Raw genomic sequence first — 16,373 nt, 5'->3', positions numbered from 1 at the left:
TAATGAGGAGTTGAATGACATGTCATTTGCTTTGATACCCATTGGATTAATCGGTGGCATTTTAACGGGGCTAATGTCAGTTGGAGGCGGGTTAATTCTAACTTTTTTATTGCTGCTCACCCCTCCTTTGTTCGGACAGGAATACAACATGCATATGATAGCTGGTATGGTTATCGTTCAGACTCTGTTCTCCTCAAGCTCGGGATTAGTTACTTACTGGAGAAGCCGTCTCCTTGATAAGTATCTGATTCGATATATGGGACCACCCTCTTTGATTGGCGGAGCTTTAGGCAGCGCTTTATCGGAACAGATGAGCCATGAGTTGCTGAACGCCATTTTTGCGATACTAGCCTTGATTGCAACAGCCTCCATGTTTATGCGGCGGGTTGAAACGAACTCCACACCGTATCGTAACCAAACATGGGCTGTTTGTTTAGGCATAGGCATCGGTTCATTAGGCGGTATGTTTGGATTAGGAGCTGGTTTTTTATTTTTGCCGGTCATGATAAATCTGTTTAAAATTGAATCTAGAACAGCCGTAGGTACTGGTCTAGCGGTTGGATTATTTCTTGTGGTTGGTGCCCTCATCGGAAAAACGGTTGGAACTGCTGGAACAGGTTTCCCTTGGCTCGAAGGTTTCATTTTAGCCATTGGTGCTGTTCCTGGAGGACTAATCGGATCTCGACTCGGAAAAAGGATCAAAGCCAAATCTTTACATGCCATTATGGCTATTGCGATCATTTGCGTTTCGATCAAAATTTGGGGAGATCTACTTTATGTTTACGGGCTTGTTCCAAAATTTTGAAATTGTTATTGTCAAAACCGAATTGTCAGATTATACTGAACTCATAATTGGTAATACCACTTACCCATTACCATTGTGGTAGGTGCAAAAATCATCCTTCAAGGAGGCTTACACGATGCACAAGTTTCTAATTCACAAACAAGGAGATCATGTCGGTGTGGCTACATCGGACATCGAATCCGGCGAGAAAGTAATCGGCGTCTATATGGATGACGAATCAACCATTGAGGTTATCGCCAATAGCTCTATCCCTCTTGGTCACAAAGTATCCATTGCCGAATTAGCTCCAAAAGGTCATGTTCTGGAATATGGCTTGCCTATCGGATATGCTCCAGATGGTTTTAAAATCGGTGATTATGTTCATACCCACAATATTAAAACTTTGAGGTGGTAGAAGATGACAAAACAACTTTATGGTTATCGTAGAGAAAACGGCGATGTTGGTATTCGCAATCATGTAATTATTCTTCCTGTAGACGATATTTCCAATACGGCTTGTGAAGCGGTAGCACGTAACATTCAAGGCGTTATGTCCCTTCCCCACGCTTACGGGCGCCTTCAATATGGCAAAGATCTTGAGCTGCATTTCCGTACTATGATCGGTACAGGTTGCAACGCTAACGTTGCAGCAGTAATCGTCATTGGTATTGAGCCGAATTGGACAAAAGTCATCGCTGATGGTATTGCCAAAACGGGTAAGCCAGTTGCCTCTTTTTCCATCGAAGGAACCGGCGATTTGGAAATTATTCGCCAAGCTTCTTGGAAAGCGAAAGAATTCGTTCAATGGGCTTCTGAGTTGCAGCGTGAACCTATCGAATTAAGCGAACTGAAAGTTAGCATTAAATGCGGTGAGTCTGATACAACGACAGGATTAGGCTCTTGTCCTACTGTAGGTCAAGCCGTAGATCGTCTAGTCGATGCTGGTGCAACTGTATTTTTCGGCGAAACCTCTGAGCTGACAGGCGGCGAGCATCTGATTGCTGATCGTTGTGCTACGCCAGAAGTCCGCCAGAAGTTTATGTCTATTTACGACGATTACATTTCAGAAATTAAATCTCAAGGTGTCGACCTTCTTGGTTCTCAACCGACGCAAGGTAATATTGCCGGAGGATTGTCAACGATTGAGGAAAAAGCACTTGGCAATATCGAGAAAACAGGCTGTAAGCCGGTAATTGGCGCTCTTGAACCAGGTGAAATGCCGCAAAACGGGCCTGGACTCTACTTTATGGATACTTCTTCTGCAGCCGCCGAGTGCATTACGCTAATGGCCGCAGGTGGAGCCGTTCTTCACTTCTTCCCTACCGGTCAAGGCAACATTATCGGCAATCCGATTGAGCCCGTTATCAAAGTTACAGCAAATCCAAAAACAGTAAATACAATGAGCGAACATATCGATGTTGACTGCAGTGGACTATTATCCCGTGAAATCAATTTAACTGAGGCAGGCGATCTGCTAATGGATTACCTCTGCCGTGTTGTAAACGGACGTTTGACTGCGGCAGAAGCGCTTGGACATAAAGAATTCGTCATGACCAAGCTGTATCGAAGTGCGTAAATTACCTTAGTTCAAATACGCAACAATTCATCATAGTTGGATGCCCTCCGAGGTATCCAACTATACATGTATTGTGAGCTTCATCCTTCCGAGTATCGTGACATGGATGTCTTTAGATCACTATTTTGCTATAATGGATCCGTTCATTCACGAAGTTAAGTCTGTCCCTTGTGCAGGGTTAAGAGAAAGAAGGTTGGTACGCGTGTTTAAATCGATTAATGAAGAACGTAAAACATTTTCACGCAAAGTGGTCGAACATATCCATGAACTACTCGCTTCAGGTCAGCTGAAGCCAGGTGATAAGCTTCCCTCTGAACGTGAATTGGCGGAAATGATGAATGTTAGTCGGCCAACGATTCGGGAAGCATTCAAAATACTATCAGCCATGAATTTACTTAACATTCGCCAAGGTCATGGCGTTTTTGTTGCAGATCAAAGCGCGCGTCTTGACAATTTAGCCTCCTATTTGTTTCTGCAGACTGACACGATATATGAATTGTTCGAGGTTCGAAAGATGATTGAAACGGAGAGTGCCGCCAAAGCGGCTAAACGAGGAACGTCTGACTTCTTGGAACAAATCTACGAAACAACACGCGATTGTTATCATAAAGTCATCGTGCAGCAACAGTTTCAAACTAAAGAAGAACGTGATAAGTTTTTGGCCGAATCTGATCAGCAGTTTCACCTGACAGTCGCTGAGGCAGCAGGAAATGAAGTTGTTATGCGAATCATGACCAATTTGATTGATTTGCTGCGGGAAAGCAGGATGCAATCCATGAAAATTCCGGGGCGGGTCGAGCAATCGCTGAAGGAACATATGCTTATTGCAGAGGCTATTAAAGATCGAAACGCTAAGCTAGCGCGTTCGAGAATGTTCGAACATCTGAGCAGTGTCGAAAGAACTCTTCTCGTTGAACTTGAACTTGCAGGAATACCGGTCAGTTTAAATAATGAAAGCGAAGAATCTACGGACATAACTACGAGGCCGCTCTAATTAATTGGTAGATTGAAATTTGGCGATGGGAGATGTTAGTATTGCATATTCCTAATACACAGCCGGGTCCTCTCGGAACAACCGCTGTAAGTGATATGGCCAGTTGGAAAAAGCCTTTAAAAGGTATCGCTTTGACAGCTACTCTCGCTGTTTTGGCGGGCCGAATAGCGGAAGCTCCATTCTTTTCCATAATGGGAATTATGATTATTTCCATCATGCTTGGTGTCCTATGGAAGTCCGTGATGGATGTCCCTATAGGTGCCAGTATCGGCATAACGTTCAGCAGCAAGTTTTTACTTCGTGCAGGAATCATTTTGATGGGAGTTCGCTTAAATTTAAATCAAATTCTAAATGCTGGAATCCGAGTCGTTGTGATTGATATAATCGTGATTGCATTTACTTTGACTATCATGATCTTCTTGGGTAAATGGTTACGGGTAGATAAGACGTTAGGGGTTTTGATTGCCGTTGGTACCGCGGTTTGCGGAGCAGCTGCGATTGTCGCTGTTGCACCTTTAATAGGAGCAAAAAAAGAACAAACGGCTATTTCTATCGCTTGCATCGCAATTTTGGGGACTATTGGAGCTGTTTTCTATATTTTCTTATACCCCTATTTTGGGCTTGATCCTTATACTTACGGAGTTTTTGCAGGTTCTACGCTGCATGAACTGGCACACGTCATAGCAGCTGGAGCTCCCGGTGGAGATATAGGCAGTGAGACTGCAATTTTAGTTAAGCTTGGCAGAGTAGCTCTTTTGATCCCTGTTGCTCTTGTATTGAGTTACTTCTACCGTACTGGCGAGCGAACAGCAACGGATAAAAAAGGTTGGAGAAATTTACCCGTTCCTTGGTTCATCTTCGGCTTTTTAGCTATGAGTTTGGTAAACACAACTGGTCTACTGCCTTCGATGGTTATTCACTTCTTAGTTGCGGCAAGCGTATTCTTAATGTCAGTTGCAATGGCAGGACTTGGACTGAGTATTAACATGACGGATTTCAAAAAAGTAGGAAGAAATACCATTGTAATGGCTATTGTGGGATTTGTAGCGTTGACTATACTGGGGCAGGTTCTTATATCCGTTTTTTACTAATTCTTTTCATCTATATGTACAAATGGTGTTCGACAGTAACGGTAGCCGTCAATCTGATGGTATGCCGTTTTTTGTTTTTAATACTGCCTTCACCTTTGCCTATTACACTTCTGATCGCCAATCACCTTGCTTAAACTCCTTAAAATAACAAAGAAATGCGACGCATAACAAAAAACTGCAGATTATTTCTTTAAGTAATAACATAAAGATCGTCCTCACTTTCTTTTAATTCCGATTGGTTTACTTGTATTAATGATACATATAATTTTACATTTTGTCAATCAACTAAAATAATGATGGATATTGAGGAGCTACCAATTCCCCACTTGGTCAGACGAAAAAAGCCACCTAGGCAAGTGGCTTTTTAATCATTTAAACCTTATCACCGATTACTGATCAGAATTAATGATCCTGATTTATTTCGCACGCTATTTCTTAGTTGTATACGTTCAGCTTTAGCCGCATTAATTGCCTCTTCATGCTCTTCTCTAACTATACAATTCCATCTGAATGAACACGCGCTGATACTGCTCCCAATACGCTCAGCTGCTTCTGAAAATGCCTTTAATTCGTAACTTCCCTGACGGATATGCTTAAGTGTTATTTCTGCTAAAATTGCGTCATTTTCGTGGATCATCATATCATCATTTCGTTGTCTCATGTATACACCCTCAATTTCCTTTTTAAACATTGTCACCTGCATAGAGACATTTTATTCTAACTCCTATATTTTGTGCCTATGAACTTCGGTATTCTGCCCGTTATTGAGAATAGGAAACCAATCCACCTGGGCTATTTTATCTGAGAAAAATTCTTGGGTATAGTAATATTTATCCAGGCTCATAATAAGGTAAGATACTGCCGGGAGGTGTGTTTCCAATTCCAAAAAATATTCACTCGGTTTTGAAAGATACCATCAAATCGAATGATTTGGTGCAATCTTTGCATACTATCCATGGTAAACGGATTCACTTTACATATTGCAAAGCTATTGTAGACCAGCAACTTTTTCACCACGAATTATTGCACCGTATTCAAATTTCAGAAGCAGAAATTAATCATCTTCTTGCGTTAAAAAATTTGATTCCGCTGGAGAATATCACGTACTCATCAAATGTGGACGAGGTTTTACAAAGTTTGATCAAAGGCTTCATTTATGTTCAGCTGGAAACTGATTTGAATGAAGGGCTTTTAATAAATATTGCGGATTTAAAACGCGGGTATCGGAGTAATAATGAAGCCGATAACGAATACAGTGTCATTGGCCCGAAAGTTGGCTTTGTCGAAGATCTCGATACCAATCTAAATTTACTCCGAAAAGAGCTTGTCTCTGAGAATTTACGATTTGAGGAGCTCATCGTAGGTTCAACTTCACAAACAAGAGTAGCGATTGTTTATATGGATGATGTTTGCAATCCCCAGCATATAAATACAGTAAGACAAAGAATAGTAGATGCTAATTTTGACGTGTTATTTGATAGTTCTATTCTTGACCAGGTCATAGCGGATAATGCAAATTCACCATTTCCTCTATTTATTTCTTCGGAACGCGTAGACAGGGCTAAATATAGTGTGTTAAACGGCCAAGTGGTCATATTAAGCGGTGGGTCTCCATATTTCATTGCCGGACCTACCACCTTATTTGATTTTTTCGTCTCACCGGAAGATTATTATCTGCCATGGATTTTGGGTTCTTTCTTTAGGTGCATAAGGTATTTGGGAGTGGTGTTCTCTATTCTTGCATCTCCCTCCTATGTAGCCATATTAACCTTTCATTATTCCGTCATACCGCAATCTCTTCTAGGCCCGATCATCGAATCAAGAACGAACGTTCCCTTTGCGCCATTTCTTGAAGTATTGCTTATGGAATTTACAGTCGAGATGTTACGCGAAGCTGGGGCCAGATTACCTACTAAAGTCGGACAAACGTTGGGGATCGTTGGCGGTATTGTACTTGGTACAGCAGCCGTGCAAGCCGCGCTCACAAGCAACATCTTAATTATCATTGTTTCACTTTCTGCCCTCCCTTCATTTGCCACCCCTATTTTCAAAATGGCTAATACGATCCGTTTTTTAAGGTTTCCATTGATTTTCTTGGCGGCAGCATGGGGGTTGTTAGGGATTACGATTGGGTTAGTGATCCTTTTAGGCCATTTGTTGCGATTAAAATCTTTAGGTACTCCCTACTTAGTTCCTTTGTACCCATTTCGTCCGGGTAACTTCACAGATAGTTTTATTCGATCTTCGTTAAGCCTTACTACTAATCGACCAAGTTTTTTACGCCCTCTCAAGCACAAAAGGTATAAGGTAAGTAAGTCAAAAGATACTAGTGATGAATACAATAACGAATAAATTTCTAAGTAAGGGAATTAGTATCAATGAAAAGATATGTCACTCTCCTGTTCTTTTGCTTCATACTATCCGGATGCGCAAAAGAACAGATCATAGATCGGATTAAACTCATACAAAGTATTGGCTGCGACTTGCAAGGAGATACATTAAAGGTTAGCGGTACTTATCGAGCATATGAAAAGAGTAAGGGATTATTTTTGCTCCACGGAGAAGTTAAATCGTTTAATGAGATACTTACACCTTTCACTTCGCAATCGGATCTTCCTATTGCAGTCGGTCAATTGCGGACGTTAGTAATTAGTGAAAAATTAGCAAGAAAAGGCATTTCAGAGCTTGCTAGCACCATTGTGCGAGATCCCCTTATTAGTAATCGTTCTGCGCTTGTAATAACAACAGATCAGCCTAGTGATATCTTAGTTGAAACTTTAAAACATCCACCCATCTATTTGTCAAATCTGATCAAACAAAATATGGAGAACGGGAATACACCTTCCACAAATGGCCATATATTTCTTGATCAATACTTTGGAAGAGGACAAGATGTTTTTTTACCCATTTTGGTAAAAGGTCCCAAAGATGTTTTGCAAATGGATGGTGTAGGTATTTTTCAAGGTGATAAATTAAAGCTTCTGCTGACCAATAAAACAGGTTTATTTATTAAACTCCTTAAAGATGATAAAATCGACATCCAATCAAGCACATATAACTTCAAGAATGATCAAGACGAACAAATTCAATTTAAAATTATTTACTCAAAAAGAAAAGTGATCGTAGAAAATGAAAAAGCCTCAGTTTCACTTAAGCTAGATATTAACCTTGGAGAGTATCCAACAACCTTAAATATTTTTGAAAACAACAACGATATGCTTGATTTAAAGAGACAAATCGAAAATAAATTAACAGCCGAAATTAAAGCCATGCTGGAAGATTTCCAAAAGAATCTTGTCGATCCAATTGGGATAGGTAATCTTCATAGTACTCGCCAAAGGGATTGGAATGAGCAGAAATTTACTGCTCAAATTTACCCAAACATAAAATTTGATGTTCAGACAGAAGTTAAAATATTATCATTGGGAGTTGGGCATTAGTGCAGAACGTGGTTAAGGAAAACTACTTAATCTCCGGTTTCTTTGTATTTTTCCTCATCCATGCTTCTTTGGTAGGGGTTGGCGCCTTAAATTTTCAACATTTTATTTTTGCATATGCAGGCAACGATGCTTGGATCTCGGTTCTTATAATGGGGTTAAGCCTTCATGTCATTATTTGGATGATATTTAAGATGCTCGGCAATCCAGCCAAAGATGTCATCGACTTACATCGCATCCTTTTTGGTAAATTCCTAGGGAGTGCGGTTTCCTTAGTTATGGTCGGATACTATTTTATATTAGCTTTAACGGTCTTTCGCGGCTACATTGAAATCATACAAATTTGGATGTTTCCAACCCTTAGAACGTGGATTCTTGCCTTCCTACTTATTTGTATTATCTATTACATCGTCTCTGGAGGATTCCGTGTATTAGCGGGCTATTGCTTTTTTGGGGTCATATTCTCTTTTCTGCTGCCATTGTTAATGTACTTCAATATTAAGTATGGACACTTTTTTAATGTATTGCCTGTGTTTAATCATTCTATAAAAGATTTATTCACGTCTTCAAAAAATTCAGGCATCTTTTTTATGGGATTCGAAAGTGTACTCATTTATTTTCCATTTATCAAAGCCCCCGAGAAAAATATAAAATGGGCTCATCTCGGTTTATTTTTAGTCACACTCAAGTACTCCGTACTAGTTTTTGTAACCATTTTATATTTTAGTCAGGGGCTATTAAGGCATACCTACTGGCCAACCTTGGTCATGATCAAAGTCATTGAGTTTTCACTTATTGCAAGAATTGAATTTATTTTCATATGCATCTGGCTTCTGATTATTATCCCAATGCTTTGTCTCTCGATTTGGAGCTGCACAAGGATTATAAAAAGAGTTACGAATCTTAAACCCACAGTATCACTCATCCTTATCCTTATTGCAGTCTTCTTGGCTTCTCTGCCCTTCAACGATCGCGTTAAGATTGACTGGTTAGGAAAAAATGTTGTTGAGATTGGGTTCTATTTTATTTATGGTTATATTCCAATATTATTTATCCTGTATTTGATTCACAGCAAAATCTCTCGAAAAAAAATAAAGACAATACAACAAGCCGATGCTTGAGCGTAAATAAAAAAATCAAAGGGGTTTACCCCTTTGATTTTTTTATTAGCCTGCCATGTTATTGATTGAGTGCTTCGTATCAAAAACAGAAATGTGGTGTACTTTTCCGCTTGATTTAGGAATTATAAATTTAAGTTGAAACATATCGGATGCTTTATAAATATAAATCATGTCATCCCCGTTTACCTTTGTATCCATAGGCTTTCCTAGCGCTTGTTCAATTTGACTCAATGTTAATGTTTGTAGCTTTGGATCGCTGGAACGAATATCAATGATTTGATCTCCCTTATTGAAGCCAATAACTGCATTTTTCTTGGAGTAGGTCGCATATATTCCGCTTCCCACCGCTTCTTGGTGATCCGGTTTCCCCCATGATTTCTCCACATCTTCGATAAATCTTGTCTCTGCAGCAAACTCTATGCCAGCCACCTTACCTAACTTCGCTAGTTCAAGCATATCTTTAATTTGCTTAGTAACGGACGTTGTTTCTATTGATACTGGTTTTACATTTAAGTTACCATTAGGCGTTGATACAGGATTTGCTGAAGCAGTCGGAGTCGCACTAGGTACAGCTGAAGGCGTTGATGAAGGTTCAACTACTGGACTAGGCGTGGTGCTAGTTATTGGAGCAGCTGCGCTCGCTGCTGGTTTTTCAGTTGATGCACATGCAGTAAACATAAGCATACTCGCAAATAACATTGGAAATACCGCTGCTTTTTTACTATACCTTTTCATAATACGCCTTCTCTCCTAAATGTTTAAGGACTTACAATATTCAAACGATTAAAAGATTAGTATTGTTGCAAAATCAAAGGCATGGATAAGATTAACAATCGTACAACTAACATTTTCTCAAGTTTTTAGCTGCTTTAAGTTCGTTTTAAATAAAAGCGCTGGAATGAAACGGAATAAATCAACATATAGATCACAATTATTGCGGCAAACAAATTAATAATGACCAGTGATACATTTAAATTATAAAATTGTGTCAGCAAGCCTACTGCAACCGGAGGAACAATAAATCCGGCGTATGCACACAAATAAAATGCTGAAATGACACGGGGTCGTTCTTCCGGCTTCGGCAACTGACCGGCAAACGTCAACGCGGCTTGAAAAGTCCAACCTGCTCCAAGGCCTTGAATAAAAATACCAATCCAGAGTAAAAACAAACTCGCTGTTTCTCCGGAAATAACGATGAGCCATGATCCTACGGTTAGTGCGATGATGCTAATGCGCATCCGTGTAATGGGATGATTAGGCCATGGGAGAAACTGCAGCAGTGCCCCTCCGCCTAGAAGCAGCAATATCAATAATCCTGAAATCGAAAGATTGCTGGAATGAAGGACATTTTTCACGAAAGATGGAATAAGCGAGAATACAACGCCGCCTAACGTAAACACGGTGAAGATCGGCAAGCCGATAAACGACCAGAATGGAGTCTTTATATTGTTCGGAATACCAAGTGAAATCTTATGCTTTTGTGCAAGCTGATCTTCATGTTTTGGCAGCAGTTCCAATACAACCAATGAAATCAATAACAATCCAAGCAAGATCCAAAACGGTAAACGAAGCGGCTGCACACGCAGGTATTGCACAATTAAACCCGATATAGCCGGTCCAAGACCAAAACCGAAGTTGACGGTTACACCGGATAATTTTAGTGCCGAGCCCACTTTATCTTGGGCAGTTTGCTTTAATAGAAATGCACTTGCGACACCAGTGAAAGCCCCGTACGCAATACCTTCCAAAATTCTTGATACATAAAGCATCCAAACGTTAGTACTTATAATAAAAAGCAGTGTAGAGGCAATGGAAATCCAGATACTGTACCGAAGGACCTTCTTTAAACCCCAGTAGCTCCCTCTTGATCCAACAATTAGCAAGGTTGGTAACAAAAATATGGCATACACCGCAAACAATATCGTAATTTCCAAACTGCTGAGCTTGTAATACTCCCCATAAACAGGGAATAGCGAAGAAATGTACGTCGCTCCGCAAGACATCATAAGTACAACTAAAAGCATTTTCCGCATACATTCTCTCCTTTATCATTTCCAATCACAATCGCCGCGACTTGACTCGAAATATTCACTTGCAATCATTGACTGCCGGTAGCACAAGCATAACAAAATTAGTATGTCCTTCAGTAAAGGAACAAACTTATAATTAAATTAGTCTTATATGCCCCTATTTGTTGAAAATAATCGACGATGGATATGACCGTCGATATTCATGAATTGTTCATTCGTTAGAAAAAGAAAGGTTAATGATGTCATCCATCATATTCCTCATTGACTTTGCATGTTCAGTTCCGAACTGCTTTTCGAATTCATTTTGAGCCTTAGCCCATCCAGGTCTTCCAATTTCAAGCCTGCGAAGACCTTCATCGGTTATAGAAACGATACGTGCACGCCGATCCGTCTCACTCACCTTAATCTCCACTAAACCATCCCGCTCAAGCGGCCGGAGATTGTGTCCAATTGTAGCACGATCCATAGTCATTAGATGAGCAAGCTCCATCATAGTCTTTGGCCCTTCATTCTTAAGAAACCCTAGTATGGAGTATTGGGTTGCTTTAAGCCCTGCCCCCGATTCTGCCAAGCAGGTATCATAAAGTCGTGTAATATGGCGTTGAGCTCGTCTTAACTTCGTACAATTGCATATTGCTGGTATGTTGATATCTATAGCTATTTTCTCACCCCTATCATTTTCACCCTATGGATTCGTGTTGATAAAACAATATTAGTCTCATATGCCCGTAAATGCAAGTGGGGATTTTTATCACGCGGCAATCTGCTTTATCCTCCTCAAGGTTCTTGACAGTCTTCTCTTCGTAAAAATAATAAATACCGCAACCTCGCGGCAGCTAATACTTTTGCCCGTATCCGCAATGGTAAAGTATGCTCGTTCTCCATTAACTCAATACGGGGATTTTTCTATTTTTTGAATATCGGTCTGCGTAGGAGGAAGCCGCATAGGAATCTGGTTTTATAACTGGTCGCCATCCCAGAGATTCAACACGATCGACCATTTCCGAAACATAGAGCGCCGTTTTGCTGACAGCTTTATCGTGGCCTGCATCAATATGGATGAAGTTTTCAAGAGCAGCACCATGGTAGACGAAAGGAAGGATTATGTTCTCCAACTGATTTCTCTTTTGATCATCGAAGTAGCAAGCAATTTCTTCGCTTAAGCTGGTCTCCGTTGAAAGCTTATCTCGTACCGACATAATTTCACGAGGGATAAAAACTTGCCGGTAACACGCCTATGCCCCTCTATTCTCGCGCCGTATGATTATGCCTGTGATCATCTTGGTAAATCCTCGATGGACATGTCCGTTAGTACCAATGATCAGATTGTAGGTTGCATGCGGCTCCTTTCTCATGAAGGACTCGATGCGTGAGAAGACGGTGTCGATTTCAATTCTTCGCTCGCTCGTGTTCGTAAATTCCATGTTGTGAATCCAGGGTATTTTAGGGTTCCTCTTCCTATCATCACCTATACCTCAAACCCAGAATTTTGACAGAACATGCTATAAAATAAATCTCTCGTTCACGGATAAGGCAAATGGGTTAGTTCATCACCGTGTCGGATCCTTTTCATTTCCTCGTTTGAAATTTCCCGTTACTTTGGCCATGAGAAGCTGTGCTTCTTTGTGGTCCGCGCCTGTTATCCGTTTTAAAATTGCGTTCCTTCCCTTTAGTTGAGTGAATTCCATGTTTTATGTAGTTAATCTATTATAAATGTTGAATATAGGACTCGTATAATTATCCCATTTATTTACATCGTCGGCTGATACCCAAGCAATCTCAATAATATCTTCATTCGCTTCATTATCAGAATCCAGAAACATTTCTCCCCCATTAATCTTAGCTAAATACGTGTACTTATTGTCCGAAAAGTCCAAAAGTTGTTCGATAACAACATCATATCCTGTTTCTTCTTTCACTTCCCTTACACATGCTTGTTCGGCTGTTTCCCCTTCCTCAATGCCGCCACCTGGAAAATTCCATACTATATCTCCACGTTCAACAAACTGATGAACCATAAGAACTTTATCATCCTGGACAATCAACGCTTGTGAAATCATTTATATCGTTCCCCTTCATATACAATTGGTTTTCATTCCAAACTTAAAGTGACATTTAATCTGTAGAAGCCAATCAAATTAGATGACAAACTTCTACATTCAGCTGTCGCCTTATTATATCACCAATTTACAAATGAAGGATTTTGACAGAACTCTTCTCTGAATGACTAGATATTCTTTTTTACGCAAAAAAGCCCCTAAAAAGAGGCTTTTCATCATTTCATTAGCGGGATAACAACGATTTATAAAGTTTAATGACGCTCAAATGCATACCCTCATGGTATAAATTGAAGCTAAGGAATTGTTCCGGCGTTTCCAGGGTCATCCCAGCAGACGTGGTATATGGCGGAATAATCTTTTCCTGCAAGCGATGTTCCAAAACTTTACTTATCCGCTCTTGTTGTTCTTTTAGCAGAATCTCTAGCTCTTGCAAGGTCGGTACGAGAATGGAAACTGGTTTGTTTACAGGTGAAGTCCCGTATTCAAATTGTTCATTAAACCCATTGGGCAAGTGTTGTGGAAGTCCCAAGTATTGAAAGGCGAACCGTTCCAAGACAACATAAATGTGCCCCAAATTCCAGCGTATCGTGTTTCGGAATCCTTCGGGGATCCGGTCCGCGATTTCCTCTGTGACTCCCTCCATGATCTTTAAGGTTTGGCCTCTTACAAATGCCATCTGCTTAAATAAATGGTGTTCCATCGTCCTCACTCCCACTTTGTTAATAACTTTCGTTCCATGTTTGTTTAGTCTTCGAATTTTTTTATATAATTCTTTTGATCTTTTGTAAACATATAGCTTCGTCTCTCATAAAACTTATGAGCATGTATTCGACTTGGGTGGGATAACAATTTTATTCCAGAATATCCATTTTCCTTTCCCCACAGTTCAAGGTGATCAATCAAGATACCACCTATACCCTGATTCCTATAACATTCTTTAACAACAAATCCCAGAACATTCACTAAAGAGTCGGAAAAAAGTAATTCATACTGGCTTCCATGAATATATCCTATAACCTCAGTGTCTTGTTCATAAACAAAGATGATATCTTTTGTTTTCTTTGTAATGATTTCAATCTTCTCTCTTACTCTCTCTGCGGAAAATACATGTAAATTTGAGTTAAAGGCTTGATTTAGCAAATAAATATCATGAAAATCGGTTTCTTGAATCTCCCTGACCTTGTATTCTTTCATATTTAATTGCCTCAATTCTATCGCGATGTAAGCCTCTCATCTACAGTTCCTCGTTAGTACTGAAAGCATCTATCGTAATGGCTCGCCGTAAAACACATGAAAATGAAGATGCTTTGAGTCTTGATATTCCCCCAAATTTGTCAGCACCCTGCAGGCTCCATGCTCAGACTGTACCTGCGATGCAACCTTTTTAACAACGTCTATCAACTCAATTAAGAGCTCATTATCCCTTTGTTCCAGAGTAAGAAGAGACGAAATATGCTTCTTCGGAATCGTAACAATGTGAACGGGATAATAAGGGCGAGTGTGGTGATATGCAAGCACGTTATCAGTCTCCAGTACCATTTGCACAGATGTACGACCACTTAATACCTCATCACAATAAAAATCCTCGGTCAAAATTATCCCCTCCGTATAAATGCTAGTAAGATATTTTTTAACTATCGTTCGCCGTTAGTTTTGTTCCCAAACTGTTCTTCAAAGTTGCTTGCCTTACATATTTACTCTTCCAGATAAGAATCAATCGGCCCAAAATCGCCGCAAGAAATTATTAGCTCAGCACTGTTAGGCATTGAGAAAAAGCCCATTGTTTGGGAAACATATCCTTTCTCGCTTGGATCGACGTGTACATGATAGCCGTTTGTAAAATCATTATGAGCCAGTCTTAGTAATTCCTGTGCAAAACCAATAAGCCCATTTTTACTTAATGTGATCATCACTCGATTATTTCTTAAAATATCAACCTGTCCTACGTTATCTTTGTTTGTAAACTCGGGAGTGTCATCATCAATATGTAAATTAACAACTACGGAATCCATTCTCTTCACCCCTATAAATGTGAATTAGCCATTTGTCTCATTTTATCACAAATCAGCTTTGGACTAAGCTGCCCGTTAACGGGACGAAGGACTGCCTCGTGGCAGCCCTTCAGACTAATACATTCGTTTCATAGTTAAACACAATCGTCCCGGCAGCCGTATATTTTTATAATTATTAAAAAGTGACGGGAACCTCCACCAAATCTTGAATGCTGCCGTCGCGGGCGCTGCGTGTATACACCATCAATGAACCGTTAGGCATAGTGGGCGTTTGATCAAATTGGAGCTGTACATCGAATACTCCATAGGCTGGAGCACCTTGTGCCGCTGTTGCAGCCCGTTCTTTCGCAATGATATGCCCCATCGCGTCGTGAATTTGGTAATTTATCGTCGCTTCGAACGCTCGAGCGCTACCCCTCAAATGCTGTCCGGAAGCAATTTTCGTACCAGGCAATGGCTCAAGCACTACGATATTCGTCGAGGACGGAAGCGGGACAACCAAACGGAAACCGGGATAAATGACATTAGGTGATAATCCCTGGCGGCCACGGTTAGCTCGAATCAATTCGCTCATTGGTGTACCGAAACGGCGGGAAATGCTGTACAGAGTATCTCCCTGCTCTACTTCATAAACGAAAGAGACAACAAATAGAAGCTGTGCGACTCGGAGAATATCCGGTTGCTGAATTTGGTTGAGTCCGGCTAACATATCAACGCTTACAGAGAAACGTTCGGCGATCCTAAATAGTGTATCTCCCGGCTGAACCTGATATAACACAGAACTTTGCTCTGCCATACCTGGCAATCGCGCTAACAATACTTGACCGGGGAAGATTCGGTTCGGATCTGCAACAGATGGATATAACGCATTAATCTGCACTAGCGACGGTACGTTGGTGCCCAATTGTTCAGCAATCTTATACAAGGTGTCACCCGGGTGAACAGTATACAGCAAGTGGGTTCCTGATGAAATCGGCATTGAAACGCAACTCCTCTTTAAGTAGGTTTATACCCATCATATGCCGTATTCGCCCGTTAACGTGATTACCGTTGAAAATATATCAGCACTGAAAGCACTATTGTTCCTCGTTAACGTTAGGCTAATCTAGATTGTAAGTTTCCTCATAATAGGAATGCTGCCTGCTAGCGTAATGAGACTATCAAAAATTGAACCGTTATATATTCGCAATTATTTGCATATGTTTGTGTCGTAAAACGATTATGTACCTTTGTTTGTGTCGTTCAAAAATTGGTGTAGGCTCTGTTCA

At 40.4% G+C, this 16,373-nt stretch carries 18 protein-coding genes and 1 pseudogene; 8 read left to right on the top strand and 11 right to left on the bottom strand.

The features are described 5' to 3' along the window. Positions 1–19 precede the first annotated feature (19 nt). The 5 genes from AC58QO_RS16025 to AC58QO_RS16005 all read left to right on the top strand — a co-directional run bounded on the left by AC58QO_RS16025 (position 20) and on the right by AC58QO_RS16005 (position 4,445). Complete coding sequence (locus AC58QO_RS16025) at positions 20–805, top strand: sulfite exporter TauE/SafE family protein (RefSeq protein ID WP_497267115.1); 786 nt, start codon at positions 20–22, stop codon at positions 803–805. Positions 806–920: 115 nt separating this feature from the next. Further along, entirely contained in the window at positions 921–1,199 is a 279-nt protein-coding gene (locus AC58QO_RS16020; protein ID WP_057305951.1) for a UxaA family hydrolase, read from the top strand. A 3-nt stretch (positions 1,200–1,202) separates the two neighbouring features. Further along, positions 1,203–2,360, top strand: a complete 1,158-nt coding sequence (locus tag AC58QO_RS16015; RefSeq protein ID WP_497267113.1) for a UxaA family hydrolase — start codon at positions 1,203–1,205, stop codon at positions 2,358–2,360. 202 nt (positions 2,361–2,562) lie between these two features. After that, complete coding sequence (locus AC58QO_RS16010; RefSeq protein ID WP_497267111.1) at positions 2,563–3,354, top strand: FadR/GntR family transcriptional regulator; 792 nt, start codon at positions 2,563–2,565, stop codon at positions 3,352–3,354. 41 nt (positions 3,355–3,395) lie between these two features. Continuing rightward, positions 3,396–4,445 carry a YeiH family protein gene (locus AC58QO_RS16005; protein ID WP_497267109.1) on the top strand — a complete coding sequence of 350 codons (1,050 nt, stop codon included), beginning with the start codon at positions 3,396–3,398 and terminating at the stop codon, positions 4,443–4,445. Between the two features lie 382 nt (positions 4,446–4,827). On the opposite strand, the gene AC58QO_RS16000 is transcribed toward AC58QO_RS16005, so the two are convergent. Next, entirely contained in the window at positions 4,828–5,106 is a 279-nt protein-coding gene (locus tag AC58QO_RS16000) for a hypothetical protein (protein WP_497267107.1), read from the bottom strand. Between the two features lie 209 nt (positions 5,107–5,315). On the opposite strand from AC58QO_RS16000, the gene AC58QO_RS15995 reads away from it, so the two are divergent. Genes AC58QO_RS15995 through AC58QO_RS15985 form a run of 3 tightly spaced genes read left to right on the top strand, consistent with a single transcriptional unit; the run spans position 5,316 to position 9,003 of the window. Continuing rightward, on the top strand, positions 5,316–6,797 hold the full coding sequence (locus tag AC58QO_RS15995) for a spore germination protein (protein ID WP_497267105.1): 1,482 nt from the start codon (positions 5,316–5,318) through the stop codon (positions 6,795–6,797). 26 nt (positions 6,798–6,823) lie between these two features. Further along, positions 6,824–7,885: a Ger(x)C family spore germination protein gene (locus AC58QO_RS15990; RefSeq protein WP_497267103.1), complete on the top strand. Its 1,062-nt coding sequence runs from the start codon at positions 6,824–6,826 to the stop codon at positions 7,883–7,885. Further along, the gene (locus AC58QO_RS15985) at positions 7,885–9,003 is read left to right on the top strand and encodes a GerAB/ArcD/ProY family transporter (RefSeq protein WP_497267101.1); all 1,119 of its coding nucleotides are present in this window, start codon (positions 7,885–7,887) and stop codon (positions 9,001–9,003) included. Before AC58QO_RS15990 ends, AC58QO_RS15985 begins: the two co-directional genes overlap by 1 nt. Positions 9,004–9,048: 45 nt before the next feature. Here AC58QO_RS15985 and AC58QO_RS15980 read toward each other — a convergent pair whose 3' ends face one another. The 10 genes and pseudogenes from AC58QO_RS15980 to AC58QO_RS15935 form a co-directional block, all read right to left on the bottom strand. Continuing rightward, a complete protein-coding gene (locus AC58QO_RS15980) occupies positions 9,049–9,738 on the bottom strand; it encodes a YjgB family protein (RefSeq protein ID WP_497267099.1) in 690 nt (229 codons plus the stop codon). Positions 9,739–9,872: 134 nt separating this feature from the next. Next, a complete protein-coding gene (locus AC58QO_RS15975) occupies positions 9,873–11,036 on the bottom strand; it encodes an MFS transporter (RefSeq protein WP_497267097.1) in 1,164 nt (387 codons plus the stop codon). 208 nt (positions 11,037–11,244) lie between these two features. Further along, entirely contained in the window at positions 11,245–11,604 is a 360-nt protein-coding gene (locus tag AC58QO_RS15970; protein WP_497267095.1) for a MarR family winged helix-turn-helix transcriptional regulator, read from the bottom strand. Positions 11,605–11,917: 313 nt separating this feature from the next. Beyond that, positions 11,918–12,457, bottom strand: a pseudogene (locus AC58QO_RS15965) (ribonuclease H-like YkuK family protein). Between the two features lie 267 nt (positions 12,458–12,724). Then, positions 12,725–13,093, bottom strand: coding sequence for an NUDIX hydrolase (locus AC58QO_RS15960; RefSeq protein WP_497267093.1), 369 nt, complete (start codon positions 13,091–13,093; stop codon positions 12,725–12,727). A gap of 223 nt (positions 13,094–13,316) precedes the next feature. Continuing rightward, on the bottom strand, positions 13,317–13,793 hold the full coding sequence (locus tag AC58QO_RS15955) for a DinB family protein (protein ID WP_497267091.1): 477 nt from the start codon (positions 13,791–13,793) through the stop codon (positions 13,317–13,319). 44 nt (positions 13,794–13,837) lie between these two features. Further along, the gene (locus AC58QO_RS15950; RefSeq protein ID WP_497267089.1) at positions 13,838–14,287 is read right to left on the bottom strand and encodes a GNAT family N-acetyltransferase; all 450 of its coding nucleotides are present in this window, start codon (positions 14,285–14,287) and stop codon (positions 13,838–13,840) included. Positions 14,288–14,356: 69 nt separating this feature from the next. Beyond that, complete coding sequence (locus AC58QO_RS15945) at positions 14,357–14,689, bottom strand: HIT domain-containing protein (protein ID WP_497267507.1); 333 nt, start codon at positions 14,687–14,689, stop codon at positions 14,357–14,359. 98 nt (positions 14,690–14,787) lie between these two features. Next, entirely contained in the window at positions 14,788–15,105 is a 318-nt protein-coding gene (locus AC58QO_RS15940) for an Imm32 family immunity protein (RefSeq protein ID WP_497267087.1), read from the bottom strand. A gap of 175 nt (positions 15,106–15,280) precedes the next feature. Next, positions 15,281–16,084 carry a LysM peptidoglycan-binding domain-containing protein gene (locus tag AC58QO_RS15935; protein ID WP_497267085.1) on the bottom strand — a complete coding sequence of 268 codons (804 nt, stop codon included), beginning with the start codon at positions 16,082–16,084 and terminating at the stop codon, positions 15,281–15,283. Positions 16,085–16,373 lie beyond the last annotated feature (289 nt).

The organism is Paenibacillus sp. J31R30 (assembly GCF_059692115.1).
Note: the sequence above shows the minus strand (reverse complement) of the source record. Positions and strands in the feature narration are given on the sequence as shown.